Below are 13,988 nucleotides of genomic sequence, written 5' to 3'. Positions count from 1 at the left end.
GCGCACCTCGGCCTTTGTCCATTTCTCTTTACCCCCTTTTACGCATAAAAAAGCCCTTACGCGATATTCCGTAAGGGCTTGCAAGCGGGAAACATCCCATTATTAAAAATCGTAATAGAATTGACGGAAAGTGCTTCTGAGCCCCAGACTGAAAATCAGATCAGTACTTTTGGAGATATCGTTACTTAATCTTCTTGCAGCCAGAGATGTTTCAACCCGTAGATTGTACTTAGGGTTGAGTACATATGCAATAGTGCCTTGCGCATAGAGTAAATTAGTTCTCACTCCCTGTCCTATATAATTCCCATATTCATTAACGCGGGTAGTATAAGGTTTGGAGATATCATGCCCATAGTTGGTTTCCGGGTTCGGATCGTCACCGTACATTGCATACATCAATTCACCACGACCATACCACCTTTTATATTTGTAGGTAACGATACCCAATCCTTCCTGGAAATTGGCTCCCAGAGGATGGGCCAGAGACTGATTATAGTGTTCGTAGTTGATGAGCGTACTTTTATAGCTGTAGGTATAAGGCCTTACAGCATTATACTCTCCCTGGAAATCAAGGTTTTTCACTTTAAAGATGTCAAATGCGCGGAAGCCAAGCTGCCAGGACTGTTTGTTGGCCCACCAGCCTTTACCGCTGGTAACTTCCTTCAGTTTAAATTCATCCAGCACCAACTGACCATACAATGTGACTTTAGGAAACAGCTTAAATTTAGCATTAGCTCCTACCAGGGCGTTATCAGATGATCCTTCGGAGAATTCGGCAGAACGGAGGAAAATGATTGGATTCATGTAGCTCCAGTCGAAACCGCGTTTTCTGCCGGAGGAATCTGCATCTGGCCAGATAACCGCATCAAACAAACCGATCGTCAGTTTTTTGCTAACGTTCCAGTCCAGGAAATGGAAAACTCCCCATTTTTTATAGTATCCAAGATCGTCATAGGCTTGTGCAAAATCTTTACTGTGTTTGTCCATGAATTGCGCCCACATAGCAGTGTATTGGACACTTCCCAGATTTGCAGTTACTTTTAGATAAGGATAACTAAATGTGATATCGGACAGTATTAGTGATCGATAACCATCGCCAATGAAGTTCTGTCCATATCCCATTGTAAAATTCAGGTACTTATTTGGTGTATAGGACAATAAAGCATTGGCGTAATTAAAATCGAAAGCCTTTCCTTCACTATAACTTTTGATTCCTCCCTGACCAGGTACGATATCATTCCGACGAATGTATTGATCCAGATAATAAGGGAATTTGCCTTGATTCTCGTAGAAGGAGGACTCAAAATAAAACTTAGACCCAATATTGGCCTGGATGATGGCGCCGCGAGTATTTAACCAGTTTGTGCGGCCACCTTCGCGACTTTTACCGATTTGAAAATCGGGCAGGAAGTCAATAAAAACGTTGTATTCTTTATTTCTGAATTCCAACAGGTGTTCCTGAAATAATTTTCTATAGATCCAGCTGCGTCTGGTTGTATCCTCTTGGGTGTACATAGCGCTGGTATCTACATGCAGAATGGGCTTGAATGCTGTATGATGATTGCTGGTGTCGAGATACAGTTCCCGGATGTTTTGATAGTTATATGGCAGTATAACTGGCAACTTCTCTTGCGCAAAGGCGGAACCGGTCAGCAATAACAATGCGATGACCTTAACAAGGTGTTTCATTAATTCGATTTTGAGATAAAGGATTGGCTACACATGAACAGGCTACACAAACACTCACTTTACAAATACTGGAGCAGACGGAACAATAAAAGCCTACCAGTAGGCAAAGATAATGTTTTCAGTTTTATCAGTTGCGACAGTGAAGGGATCAAAGCTTACAGAGAAAATCATGCCGGCATTCAGACTATTGCTGATGCCGGCCTAATATTTACAAGTATTTTCCTTGTTGTTGTTCTTTCAGCTTTTCAGTAATCAGCTTGATTTTTTGTTCTTCTGATTTGGGGTATATCAACAACACATTATCATCATCTACAATAATATAGTCTTCCAGTCCTTTGACAACTCCCAATTTTCCAGGAGGTAGATGAATAATGTTATTGCGGGCATTCTCCAGGTGTATACTGGCATTTCCGTAAACGTTATTATCCTCTTTCTTTTCTGCCACCTCATATAAGGAGGCCCAGGTTCCAAGATCACTCCATCCGAAATCCGCAGGTATTGTATATACATTATCTGCTTTCTCCATGATAGCATAATCAATAGAGATATTGGGAGACTTAGGATATTCGGTATCGATGAATTCCTGCTCAGCAGCAGTATTGTACACCGTATTTCCTTTTTCAAAAAGTTGGAAAATATCTGGCGTATATTTTTCAAATACCTGTAAAGCCGTCTTTACATTCCAGATGAAGATACCGCCATTCCAAACATATTCCCCACTGGCAAGGAACTCTTTTGCTTTTTCCAGTTGGGGTTTTTCCGTAAACTGTAATACTTTATGAACGCCTTCCGAACCTGTTCTATCATATCGAATATAACCATATCCCGTATCAGGACGGGTTGGCGTTATGCCTAAGGTAATGAGGTAAGGTTGTTTTTCGGCAGTTTCCAGACCTTTCTTTATGTTCTCCAAAAATATATCTTCATAGAGAATGAAGTGATCCGAAGGAGCTACTACCATGTTGGCATCCGGGTCCGCAGCCGCTAATTTAAAAGTAGCGTATGCAATACAAGGAGCCGTATTATTTCTGGACGGTTCACAGAGGATATTTTCCACAGGAATACCCGGGAGTTGTTCCTGTACCAATGTTTTATAGGCGGCATTGGTAACGATATAAATATTTTCGGGAGGACATAGCCGCAGAAACCGGTTGTAGGTCAGCTGCAACAGTGATTTACCTATTCCAAGAATATCTATAAACTGTTTAGGAAAATTATTCCTTGATTTTGGCCAGAACCGGCTTCCGACGCCGCCGGCCATTATAAAAACATGGTTGCTTCCTGAATTCTTCATAACTATTTTGTGGACGACCAATTATTTTTTTTCACGTCTTCGTATACGGCTGTAATTCCTTCTTCCAATCCAATACTAGCTTTCCAGCCATAGCCAAGGAGTTTTGAAACATCCATTAATTTTCTGGGTGTGCCATCTGGCTTGCTGGTATCAAAACGAAGTTCGCCGGTATACCCAACAATTTTTTTGATCAGTTGTGCCAGTTCTCCGATGGCGATATCTTCTCCTACACCAATGTTGACAAGCCCCTTTTCATTATAATGTTGCATTAGATAATAACAGGCATCTGCCATATCATCTGCATGCAAAAATTCACGTTTAGGCGTACCCGTTCCCCATATTTCCACTGCCGGGAGATTATTTACTTTAGCCTCATGCATTTTCCGCAGCATGGCTGGTAATACATGGGAGTTATGCAGGTCATAATTATCATTAGGGCCATACAAATTTGTAGGCATTACAGAGATGAAATTACTTCCATACTGATCCCTATAGGCATCACACATTTCAATTCCGGCAATCTTCGCGACTGCATATGGCTCATTGGTTGGTTCCAGTGGGCCCGTAAGCAGGTATTCCTCTTTCAGTGGCTGTGGCGCCAGTTTTGGATAAATACAGGAAGATCCCAAAAACATAAGTTTCTTCACACCGTTTATATGCGCATGATGAATCACATTATTCTGGATCATCAAATTCTCATAGATAAACTGTCCGCGATAGGTATTATTCGCCATGATTCCCCCTACTTTAGCAGCAGCCAGGAAAACATAGTCTGGTTTTTCTGTTTCAAAAAATGCTTTTACTGCCGCCTGATCTCTCAGATCCAATTCAGCCGAAGTACGCATAATAATATGCTCAAAGCCAGCTTTTTTCAATCTTCTTACAATAGCAGATCCCACCATTCCACGGTGCCCAGCTACATAAACTTTATCCTGTGGATTCATAACTATTCGAATTGATTTAAAACTTTATAGCCATTGTCTTTCAGGAGCTTTTCCTGGCGGAACAATTCCACATCAGCAGCCATCATTTCTTTTACAAGTGCAGGCAGATCATACTTTGGTTTCCAGCCTAGTTTTGTCTGTGCTTTTGTTGGATCTCCTATCAGCAAGTCGACCTCAGTTGGCCGGAAATAACGAGGATCTATTGCTACAACTTCCTGTCCTGGCTGCAAAGGGCATTCAGGTTTCGAAATTGATTTTACGTATCCTTTTTCATCTACTCCTGAGCCTTTGAATTCAATCTCAACACCAATCTCAGAAAATGACATTCGGATAAAATCTCTTACGGTAGTGGTAACGCCGGTAGCGATGACGAAATCCTCTGGTTTTTCCTGCTGGAGAATTAACCACATGGCCTCCACATAGTCCTTTGCGTGTCCCCAATCCCTTTTGGCATCCAGATTCCCCATAAAGAGCTTATCCTGCATGCCTAAATACAATTTCGCAACTGCCCTCGTAATCTTCCTGGTAACAAAGGTTTCTCCTCTCAATGGGCTTTCATGATTGAACAGAATCCCATTACAGGCATACATATTATAGGCTTCACGATAGTTGACAGTTATCCAGAAACCATACATTTTAGCCACAGCATATGGAGATCTTGGGTAAAATGGCGTATTTTCTGATTGCGGCACTTCCTGCACCAACCCGTATAACTCTGATGTAGATGCCTGATAAATCCTGGTTTTATCCGTCAGGCCGAGGATCCTGACTGCTTCCAATATGCGTAAAGTCCCAACCCCATCTACGTCAGCGGTATATTCCGGAGACTCGAAACTTACCTGTACATGACTCATAGCCCCCAGGTTATAAATTTCATCCGGCTGAACCTGTTGTATGATTCGGATCAGATTCGTGCTATCAGTAAGATCACCATAATGCAGTACCAACTGAACGCCATTCTCATGAGGATCCTGGTAAAGATGATCGATTCTGTCTGTATTGAAAAGAGAAGACCGGCGCTTTATACCATGAACTTCATAACCCTTCTTCAACAGTAAATCTGCCAAATAAGCTCCATCCTGTCCGGTTATACCTGTTATGATTGCCTTTTTTTTCTGCATATATGCTAATTATTTGCCATTCATTGGAAGTAACAAATATACGATTATTCCTTACGGTCCTGAGTGATACTATTGATTGTGAATGTTAGCCCATCCTGTAATGAGCATATTGGCTTATAACCTGTCTGAAAAGCTTTGTCTGCATTAAACACGGTTGTAGCGCAGAATTTCTTAATACGTATAGAACTGATAGGGAATTTTTTACCGGATACTTTTGCGACAATATCCAGGCAAACGCCGCCCATATATCCTACTGCGTAAGGTATTTGTATACTGGAGATCTTTTTTTGTAATGATTGTTCAGCTTCCAGCAGCAGCTCTTTTGTGCTAAGGTCTGGCTTGTCTGCATAATTATAGAGAAAATATCCTTTTGCGTCCTGCTGGAGCAGGTAGGAGATAAACCCTACGATATTATCCACATACGCCATGGATTTTTTATTGTTACCCTTACCAATCATTAAAAATCGGCCTACTGCAATCTGCTTCAGCAAGTTATACACATTTCCCCTGTTGCCGGGGCCAAAAACGACGGTTGGTCTTATGATGACCAGCTTCCTGTTCTCCTTATCTTCTTCATACCATTGTCTTAATAGCTCTTCTGCGTGCCATTTACTTTTGCCATAGTGATTGAATGGATCAACGGCATCCGTTTCTCTAGGCTCAGATTTATTCAGGCCATACACCGCCACCGTACTGGTGAATATAATTGAGTTGATACCTTTTTCCCTCATTACATTCAACACATTCGCGGTACCTTCCACATTTACATCATAATACAATTGCACCGGATCAACATCATCCCTATGTTCTGCTGCCAGTAATACTACAGTACTACCAGCTGGTACAGACTTCCGCAGAGCGTCCATTGACCTCACATCTGCCGATGTAGTAACATCATTGTGAAGCGCAGAAGGGTTTTTATCGATGTTGATAACGGTTTCTTTCTTGTTTTTTAATGATGAAATCAATTTGGTTCCAATAAAGCCGCTTCCACCAATTACAGTAAAACTCATATGTATAAGATGTTTGTATTTTCAGATAAACACACGCTTGTCTACTTAATATCCATTACCTCATTCAACCATCCTTCCAGAGAATATTTCTGATAGATCATGGTTGAAACAGGAGTATATGCCGTTTGTGCAAAACCAGGGGCTATGCTGGAACTGGTTCTGTCCAGTACCAAAATATTCCCGGGATTATAAAAATCATATTTCACAATGTTTCTATTGGTCGTTACAAGTTTCTTACCTGCCCCCAAAGCCTCAATAGTTCTCATTGTAAGCCCGGTCTGATTAGGATGCTGTATATCCACAATTGCCCTGGACTGTGAAACAATATCCAGTACTTGTTGCTTATTTAATTGTGAAAAGCTGATATCCTCCTTCTTTACTTGCTTAAAGCTTTTATCAAAAAGAACACGACCGTAATACAATATTTTGCTTGGGCAGTAAAAGAAAGTAAAAAATCGGTTATCCTTACCGTTCTCTTTCACCAGATTCATTACCCAGTTATATCGATCACTATGCGCAGTTCCAATGAAGGTATAATCGTACTTCGGCGATTGCTGTTTCAGATCTTTGTAGTCATCTATGTAAAAGAGCGGACGAAATTTAATTGCTGGATATTGCTCTGTATCGGACAGATCGAAAGATAGTATCCTGTCGAAATATGGGAAACATGCAATTGCATTCTGATTATTCCGGATACTATCGTATTGGTACATGATTGTCCGGCATTTCGGAAAACGCTGCCTGAATTGCTGCAGGAATTCAGGGGGAATAGTTTCTCCCTTTATCAACAACAGGAAATCATAGCCATTAGTTGCAATAATTTTCTGCAGGATTCCCTCGTAATAACGACGTATCCTGTTCTTAAGTATTTTCTTATTGAGCCTGATTAGTCCTCTAACCAGCACTGAATTAGAGGGTCTGTCATCATAAAAGGTCACGTTTGCCCCAAGGCCTTGCATCTTCTTCAGTATCTCCTTTTCATAGTTGAAGAAACTGGGAGAAATAAATAATATAGACTTACCTTCTAACATTTTGCAGTCGCACCTTTATTTAAAATTATCATAAAAATCTAGTACTTCCTCATAGCAACGCTGCCAGGAGTATTGTCTGGATCTGTCTAATCCCGCATCCATCAATTCCTTCCTCATCGTATCAGACTGCAACATTTTTATCCTGGACGCGAATGCATCAGGATGTATATCTGCTGACAACAATGCCGCTGTTCCAGTAACTTCAGGGATAGAACTTAATGCAGTAGAGACGACCGGACATCCAGCCCGCATTGCTTCCAGCAATGGGATACCAAATCCTTCATAACTACTGGGATATAAGAAACAATATGCCAGATTATAGGCCCAGTTCAATTCTTCATTACACAAACGCCCGAAGGTTAAATACTGTCCTGGGATTTGGCTGTTCAGTAATTGCTCCTCTTCTGGATTCAATGGCGCCCCAACTATTGCCAAGGTGTAATCCTTTCCTAAACGGGCAACGGTTTCAACTGCTACAGGGAAGTTTTTATAGACAGTACGGTGACCTACATATAGAATTATCTTTTTATCCAAAAATGGCTGAAACTTTTCTGGCATAGCAACTTGTTGCTTATCCAGCCTGAAATAATCATCACTAACACCATTCGGGATCACTTTGATCGCAGTCTTAGCCGCTGATGGAATTATATTCAACAGGTCTTTACGAGTATTTTCTGAAATACAGATGATACCCGCTGCTTTACTAACAGCATATCGCTTTTGAGTAGAGTGTACTATGCGAGCAAGGCCTTTAATATAGTGTTCATAAGTAAAATCATGGACCGTCACGATATTACTAATGGACGCCTGATTGGATATGCGATAATAAGAAGAATGGAATATACCAGATCCTTCAATCTTCTTTGTTAATGGGAGGTATCGTACAACAGGCAATGGCAACGCGTCTTCATATATAATATTCGATAGATCCAGTTGCGGTCTGCAAATATTGTCTGAGTTTTTCCTCTGTTCAAAAAATGTGGTATTTTCCTTTACAATTCTTGCAATCAACTCTGTCCAGTACACTGATACTCCACCAGAACGCTGTAGAAAATAAATAATATTATCAAGATAAAGATTCATTCTAGAATATGTTTAAAACTTCAGGATTGGCATATGAGAAAATAATGAATCGATGAGTTTGTTCTGAGTTTACACTCATATCAGTTAACACGTATTTTATCAATTCATATTTTCTAGTCATATCAGGAGCTCTTGAAATTTGGTAACACTTGAAGTGCAGTATTCACATACTCCCTTGCGATACGGGCACAGCTAAATTCGTTTGCCCGTTCTTGCACTGGCCGCATTTCCCGCGGTTGTTGCAATTCTATACGGATAGCTTCCGCCAGGATCTCAGGAGTGGTTCTAACAGGTACCATTCTGCCATACTTTCCATTCTCAAGCACTTCTTTCACACCCGCCGTGGCTGTTGCCACCACTGGTATTCCAAGCGCCATAGCTTCCACTGTTGTAATAGAGAATGTTTCAGAATCAGAAGAGGATACCATTACAGCTGATCTGGACAGATAAGCATATGGATTGGTTTTTTCTCCAGGAAAATCCACCCGGTCTTCAAAACCTGTATTACGGGTTGAATGCAGCAGGTTGTCTCTTTCCGGCCCATCTCCAATAATAATCATTCTTAAGGATGCATCTTCTTGTGCAAGTACGGCAAAAGCCTGAATCAATAATTCAAAATTTTTCACGGATACCATGCGCCCGATAGCGATGATCACTCTTACATCTGCAGTTCGTTCGAGCCATGGATGGCCCGCTTCTGCCTTAGCTAATGAATACAGCAATTCATTCACCACTGGGTTATAGATACGTTTAACCTTTTCCGGAGACAGGCGAATAGATTCAACCAAGTATTGTCTAAGCCCGTCTGAAACTGCCACTACTCGCTCTGCTTTGGGATATAACCATTTCATTAAAGAGCCGGCATACTTTCCCACGATACCCAGGGCTTTCAATTCTGAATCCGGGAAATTATGGTGGGTAGCAATAATGCTACACTTCCGACCAGTCAGCCGATTTGCAGCGATTGCCATAAAGTTGAGATATTGTGGCCCGGTGAAAATAACAGCTCCCTTGTTACCCTTCATATAAGACATAATAGGGAAAAGTGATTTTTTCAATCTGGTATTCAACACTACTTTACTCACCTTACCGGACAACAACGGCTCCAGAATACCGCCACTATGGAATATAACCAGTTCAACAATCAATCCTTTCTCTGCAAGTTCATTGGCAAGATTGACAAATACTTTTTCCCCTCCACCTCCTGAAAGTGATGGCATAAGAAAAACATATTTGATATCCTGTGTTTGTAACATATTAGCTTTCTCTACTACTTGTACAGTCCTTTTTCTTTTAATTCCTGAATAGATTTATCATAGGCACTTTCCTTTACTTCTTGTGTTTGCACCCACTCACAAAAGTGTTTCAAACCTTCTTCAATTCCGACTGCTGGTGCAAAGCCAAGGAGGTTCTTTATTTTGGTAAGATCCGCATAGCAATGTCTAATATCTCCAACCCTGAATTTTCCGGAGATGGCTACGGGCACATTTGTACCATAGTTTTTGATCAGGAGGTCTGCGATCTGCATTACGCTTGTTCCCACACCGGTTCCAACATTAAATACCTGATTTGCCGCAGCCGGATGTTCTATACCAAGAATAGTAGCATTTACTACATCATTGATAAATACAAAGTCTCTGCTTTCTTTTCCGTCTTCAAAAATATTAATAGACTTTCCATTTTTGATAAGTGTACTAAAAATGGATAATATGCCGGTATAAGGGTTTGATAAAGATTGACCTGGACCATATACATTCTGATATCTAAATGCAACACCTTCCAATCCCATGGATTCACAGAAAGTCATTACCAATTGTTCCTGATTCTGTTTGGTGATACCATATATAGAAATAGGATGAATGATGGCATCTTCATCAGTAGCCGTGACTTCCAGATGGGTAGTACCAGGCCATTTCACTTCAAATTCTTCCGCTTCCATATCTGCCGACTGGCGGGAGAGTGGATATACATGTTTCTTTAATTCCGGGCTATAATATTTCCCTTCCCCATATATAGCACGTGAGGATGCCACCACAATACGTTTTACGGAATGTGGATTATTAGCCAGATGATCTAATAAAACAGCCGTTCCCCGGATATTTACATCAGCATATTTTTCTATTTGGTACATAGATTGTCCTGTACCTGTTTCTGCTGCAAAATGCACTATGATCTCATTATCTGCTATGGCGCGTGCAATGTCTGCAGCTTCAGTAACAGAACCATGAATAAAATTTACTTTTCCTGCAATGGATTGATACAAAGCAGAGGTTATAATCGGGTCATGTCCGTGAATCTGGGGGGACAGGTTATCCAATACGGTTATCTGATAGTTTTTTTTAAGGAGCTGCAAACAAAGGTTGCTGCCAATAAAGCCCGCGCCGCCTGTAATTAATATTTTCTTCATTTGATACTGTTTATCTTTTTTGGGTTTTGATATAGCCACTATTTCAAAACATTTAACACCCATTTACTTAACGAATAATCTGCAAAAGGAATGAACGTTGACTCTTCCCGTTGCACCGCTAAAACGCTTTTTATGGTATCTTCCATAGTACCATTCAGAACAGTTATATATTTTTCATCATAGAATGGTTCATTCTTAATATTTACATTTGTAGTAACAAGATGACAGCCTGCAGCAAGAGTTTCAAAAGTCCGAATAGTCAGACCCGTCTGGGTAGGTGACTGTACATCCAAAACCAGTCTAGAATTTATTAGCAACTTACCAAAATCCTCCCTGGCAATTTTTCTGGTACTTACTTCTGTAGACTTGAATTTTCTTTGACCGTTCAGCATATTTAGCCAGAACATCATCTTGGGAGTATACAGATGTGTATAAATATTTGCAGTTGTCCCCGCGACGGCCTGCTTAATTTTTCTAATTATTTCCAGCCTATTCCCATGATTGTATCCTACAAACAGGAGGTCTATGGAAGCTGGCGTAGGTGGACGGTTTTCCCGGAGTTTATAGAAATAGTCCAATGCAAACAAGGGTTGATAGGCATATCCCATGGCCTGGCAATCTGCTGTATCAAAACTATATACCTTATCAAACTGATTAGCAAGGGCGGAATAGTTGAAGTTTTTCAGACTATCCCATTCATACAAGATAGTAGTTGCATCAGGATGTTTTTTTCTAAATTCAGCAACCATCTCAGGTGTCATATCCTCTCCACGAATGACGAATAGACAATCATAATTATTTTGATCTACCAGATCCAGGAACTCTTTATGATATCTGTTCCTTCTTTTTTGAATTAAACCTGGTGATAATCTATGTTTTATCTGTTTAAGCCATGTATTTTCAAATGCGTTATCAGGCAAAAAATCCACCTGTATACCGAGCGCTTCAATTTCTTTTTTTATCTGTTTATAATAGTCAAAGTAAACAGTGGAAACAAATAATATTTTCTTGTACGGTATCATACCAATATATTAATTCAGGTTCATTGTTCCACACTTACCAGCGTGTTTGGTTTTTTCAATCGGTTTATCAGTCGTTTACCAATGTCTGTACCTTTCTGCTCTATCAATTTATACGAAAGAGAAGAAAGGAAATAACTAACAACCAGTGTACATACAAAAACTCCTCCAACCGTTAAAACGGAAGGAAGGTTTAAGCGGGCAAGAAAATGCATCACCACACGGATTACTACGAAATGAATCAGGTAAAGGCTGAAACTAACCTTTCCCAATGATATCATGTATTTATTAACAAATATAGGGAATTGCCAGATGGAGAGCCCTCGAACCAATAACCCAAATCCAATCGCAATGAGAAAGTGCTCCTGATAGTAACCATATGGATTTAGATACTGCCCACCTGTAATGACCAACCCTATCCAAAGAACAGACAAGAGAAGTAATCCAGCAGCCTTGAGCTTAGCATTCTCAGAATTGGTACTCCCTGGCTTTCCAATCAGGAAAAACAGGACAATACCAATAGCAAAAACAGGTAACTGATTGGGAAGCCAGAAATATAAAAACCAAGGGAGCCAGGCAGAATAATCTTGACCACTCATCCGCAAAACGTTTATAGCCAAGTATTTACACAATATACTTATAACCAATGTTGCGAAACCAAACAGGATTGCTGATTTTAAGTTCCGGATTTTACGATAAAGAATTGGAATCAGTAGGTAGAATAACATTTCTACTGCGACAGACCAGCCTCCAGGAGGTACATAATTTATGGCTACATTGGATGGAAATACACCATTCAAAAACAACATTGCCAATATCATATACCCAAAATGAAAATCATTGGGATAAGTTGACGGTGGATTGAATAGGAGAATAAGCGAGTAAAAAATAATCGCAATGTAATACATCGGGGCAATACGAAAGAACCGGCGTAAGAAGAAAAAGGGAACTGTCTGTTTGCCATCCAGCTGTTCACGTTGTCCGTATGACATAAACAGTGTCAATGCGCTGGCGATGAAAAACAATTGCACTCCATATTGTCCTTTTGAAAAGAGACTGGCTGCAAGGGGAGATAAACCCACAATGCCCTGAGCGGAGTGCACCAGCACTACAGCAGCAACTGCCAAACCTCTTACTGCATCAATAAAGTCAAAATGTCTTATACTGTTATTTTCTCCCATGTTTTTCGCTTCCTGATAAAGTAGTAAATAAAATATGGTATCACAAAAAAATCAGCGAACGAGAACATTCCACTTGCAAAGGTGATGATAGTCGCATAAATCAGAAATAGAAATGCAGCCGCAGCATACGTGTCTTCCCTATTCTTGTAATAATAAATACCAAGACTTATGGCCAGCATTACATAAAAAAACGTCCCAACAAAGCCTAAACGCAAAAAGAGGTTAGGCCATGCAATATCACCCTGATCAAGCTGGACTGGCTCTCCTTCTTCATTCAGATGCCCTACTATAAATGGTTGTCCTCCGAAATCCTTCTCATGAATAAACCCTATACCAAAAATTCGAGATTTTGTATCATTACTGACATACGCAGCCCTTTCCGCTGTCAATGCCATTCTCCAAGTAAATGTAAGGTTATTGTCATCAGGCTTTTCAAAGTTACTGGAAAAGCCGCCGCCCAAGTCGCTAAAGGAACTCATCACCCTGGCTCCTATAATAGGAAGCGCACATAATGCAATAAAGACAAAGACAGGAATGACTTTCTTTCCGGCTTTTAGCAAACCCGCGAGCATAGCTACAAAAACCGTAATAAACAACCCAAGAATCAGGGTACGGGTCAACGTCAGCAATATTGCCAGCACAAAAAGGATAAGCAACTGATTCTTATATTTCAGTTTTTCTTTCGGTAGCAGTAATGTTATAAACAGAAATATGTAAATAAAATAAGGGAGGTTCGTTGGTCGATACCATAGGAAGCCTGGTTCATAAGACTCCGATAAACCGCCCATTGTCAGTAACCGGACTCCGGTTACCATCTGTGACATGAAAAGTATGGTCTGGAATATAGTGAGTTTGAATAAACTTCTTCCTAACCTATAAAAGAGTGGCAGTGGGATATCCGGCAGTATAAAAAATATCAACAGGTGAAAATACTGTCGAACCATCAAAAGAAACCCAACAATAGAGGGATTACGTTGTAAATCCACTACAATTGCGATAAAAAGAAAAACATAAAACAGATAAATCCATACTCTTACATTATCCTTTTTATATGCTGTTATTCTTCCTGTGATCAAATAAGAAAGAAACACCACAATGGTAAATATCAATGCATAGTCCTTCCCATAATAATTCAATCCGAAAAGCATTATTTGCTCCGGAACAAACTGGAATCCATCTGTTAACAGGAAAAAGTAGAGCATCAGC

At 40.3% G+C, this 13,988-nt stretch carries 12 protein-coding genes; all 12 read right to left on the bottom strand.

Going from position 1 to position 13,988, the window contains the following annotated elements; genetic code table 11:
- Nucleotides 1-102: 102 nt before the first annotated feature.
- The 12 genes from CLV59_RS07825 to CLV59_RS07770 all read right to left on the bottom strand — a co-directional run bounded on the left by CLV59_RS07825 (nt 103) and on the right by CLV59_RS07770 (nt 13,918).
- A complete protein-coding gene (locus CLV59_RS07825) occupies nt 103-1,689 on the bottom strand; it encodes a hypothetical protein (protein WP_111591454.1) in 1,587 nt (528 codons plus the stop codon).
- Nucleotides 1,690-1,897: 208 nt separating this feature from the next.
- Nucleotides 1,898-2,983 carry a mannose-1-phosphate guanylyltransferase gene (locus tag CLV59_RS07820; protein WP_111591453.1) on the bottom strand — a complete coding sequence of 362 codons (1,086 nt, stop codon included), beginning with the start codon at nt 2,981-2,983 and terminating at the stop codon, nt 1,898-1,900.
- Nucleotides 2,984-2,985: 2 nt separating this feature from the next.
- Nucleotides 2,986-3,927 carry a GDP-L-fucose synthase gene (gene fcl / locus CLV59_RS07815; protein WP_111591452.1) on the bottom strand — a complete coding sequence of 314 codons (942 nt, stop codon included), beginning with the start codon at nt 3,925-3,927 and terminating at the stop codon, nt 2,986-2,988.
- Between the two features lie 2 nt (nt 3,928-3,929).
- Entirely contained in the window at nt 3,930-5,048 is a 1,119-nt protein-coding gene (gmd, locus tag CLV59_RS07810; RefSeq protein ID WP_111591451.1) for a GDP-mannose 4,6-dehydratase, read from the bottom strand.
- A gap of 44 nt (nt 5,049-5,092) precedes the next feature.
- Nucleotides 5,093-6,061, bottom strand: a complete 969-nt coding sequence (locus tag CLV59_RS07805; RefSeq protein WP_111591450.1) for an NAD-dependent epimerase/dehydratase family protein — start codon at nt 6,059-6,061, stop codon at nt 5,093-5,095.
- A gap of 41 nt (nt 6,062-6,102) precedes the next feature.
- On the bottom strand, nt 6,103-7,092 hold the full coding sequence (locus CLV59_RS07800; RefSeq protein WP_111591449.1) for a CgeB family protein: 990 nt from the start codon (nt 7,090-7,092) through the stop codon (nt 6,103-6,105).
- A gap of 15 nt (nt 7,093-7,107) precedes the next feature.
- Nucleotides 7,108-8,175 (bottom strand): glycosyltransferase family 4 protein, encoded by a 1,068-nt coding sequence (locus CLV59_RS07795; protein WP_111591448.1) that lies wholly within the window; start codon nt 8,173-8,175, stop codon nt 7,108-7,110.
- A 122-nt stretch (nt 8,176-8,297) separates the two neighbouring features.
- Complete coding sequence (locus CLV59_RS07790; RefSeq protein ID WP_170137671.1) at nt 8,298-9,395, bottom strand: glycosyltransferase; 1,098 nt, start codon at nt 9,393-9,395, stop codon at nt 8,298-8,300.
- A 50-nt stretch (nt 9,396-9,445) separates the two neighbouring features.
- The gene (locus CLV59_RS07785; RefSeq protein ID WP_111591695.1) at nt 9,446-10,582 is read right to left on the bottom strand and encodes an NAD-dependent epimerase/dehydratase family protein; all 1,137 of its coding nucleotides are present in this window, start codon (nt 10,580-10,582) and stop codon (nt 9,446-9,448) included.
- 38 nt (nt 10,583-10,620) lie between these two features.
- Nucleotides 10,621-11,604, bottom strand: a complete 984-nt coding sequence (locus tag CLV59_RS07780; RefSeq protein ID WP_111591446.1) for a CgeB family protein — start codon at nt 11,602-11,604, stop codon at nt 10,621-10,623.
- Between the two features lie 20 nt (nt 11,605-11,624).
- The gene (locus CLV59_RS07775) at nt 11,625-12,782 is read right to left on the bottom strand and encodes an acyltransferase family protein (RefSeq protein WP_111591445.1); all 1,158 of its coding nucleotides are present in this window, start codon (nt 12,780-12,782) and stop codon (nt 11,625-11,627) included.
- Complete coding sequence (locus CLV59_RS07770) at nt 12,761-13,918, bottom strand: hypothetical protein (RefSeq protein ID WP_146616145.1); 1,158 nt, start codon at nt 13,916-13,918, stop codon at nt 12,761-12,763. Before CLV59_RS07770 ends, CLV59_RS07775 begins: the two co-directional genes overlap by 22 nt.
- Nucleotides 13,919-13,988: the final 70 nt, after the last annotated feature.

Origin of the sequence: Chitinophaga dinghuensis (genome assembly GCF_003259435.1) — a bacterium.
GTDB classification, from domain to species: domain Bacteria; phylum Bacteroidota; class Bacteroidia; order Chitinophagales; family Chitinophagaceae; genus Chitinophaga; species Chitinophaga dinghuensis.
Note: the sequence above shows the minus strand (reverse complement) of the source record. Positions and strands in the feature narration are given on the sequence as shown.

Excerpts from the sequence above, each read along its gene's own strand:
- gmd (WP_111591451.1), bottom strand. The coding sequence starts at position 5,048 with ATGCAGAAAAAAAAGGCAATCATAACAGGTATAACCGGACAGGATGGA.
- CLV59_RS07800 (WP_111591449.1), bottom strand. The coding sequence starts at position 7,092 with ATGTTAGAAGGTAAGTCTATATTATTTATTTCTCCCAGTTTCTTCAAC.
- fcl (WP_111591452.1), bottom strand. The coding sequence starts at position 3,927 with ATGAATCCACAGGATAAAGTTTATGTAGCTGGGCACCGTGGAATGGTG.
- CLV59_RS07790 (WP_170137671.1), bottom strand. The coding sequence starts at position 9,395 with ATGCCATCACTTTCAGGAGGTGGAGGGGAAAAAGTATTTGTCAATCTT.
- CLV59_RS07820 (WP_111591453.1), bottom strand. The coding sequence starts at position 2,983 with ATGAAGAATTCAGGAAGCAACCATGTTTTTATAATGGCCGGCGGCGTC.
- CLV59_RS07775 (WP_111591445.1), bottom strand. The coding sequence starts at position 12,782 with ATGGGAGAAAATAACAGTATAAGACATTTTGACTTTATTGATGCAGTA.
- CLV59_RS07805 (WP_111591450.1), bottom strand. The coding sequence starts at position 6,061 with ATGAGTTTTACTGTAATTGGTGGAAGCGGCTTTATTGGAACCAAATTG.
- CLV59_RS07785 (WP_111591695.1), bottom strand. The coding sequence starts at position 10,582 with ATGAAGAAAATATTAATTACAGGCGGCGCGGGCTTTATTGGCAGCAAC.
- CLV59_RS07825 (WP_111591454.1), bottom strand. The coding sequence starts at position 1,689 with ATGAAACACCTTGTTAAGGTCATCGCATTGTTATTGCTGACCGGTTCC.
- CLV59_RS07780 (WP_111591446.1), bottom strand. The coding sequence starts at position 11,604 with ATGATACCGTACAAGAAAATATTATTTGTTTCCACTGTTTACTTTGAC.
- CLV59_RS07795 (WP_111591448.1), bottom strand. The coding sequence starts at position 8,175 with ATGAATCTTTATCTTGATAATATTATTTATTTTCTACAGCGTTCTGGT.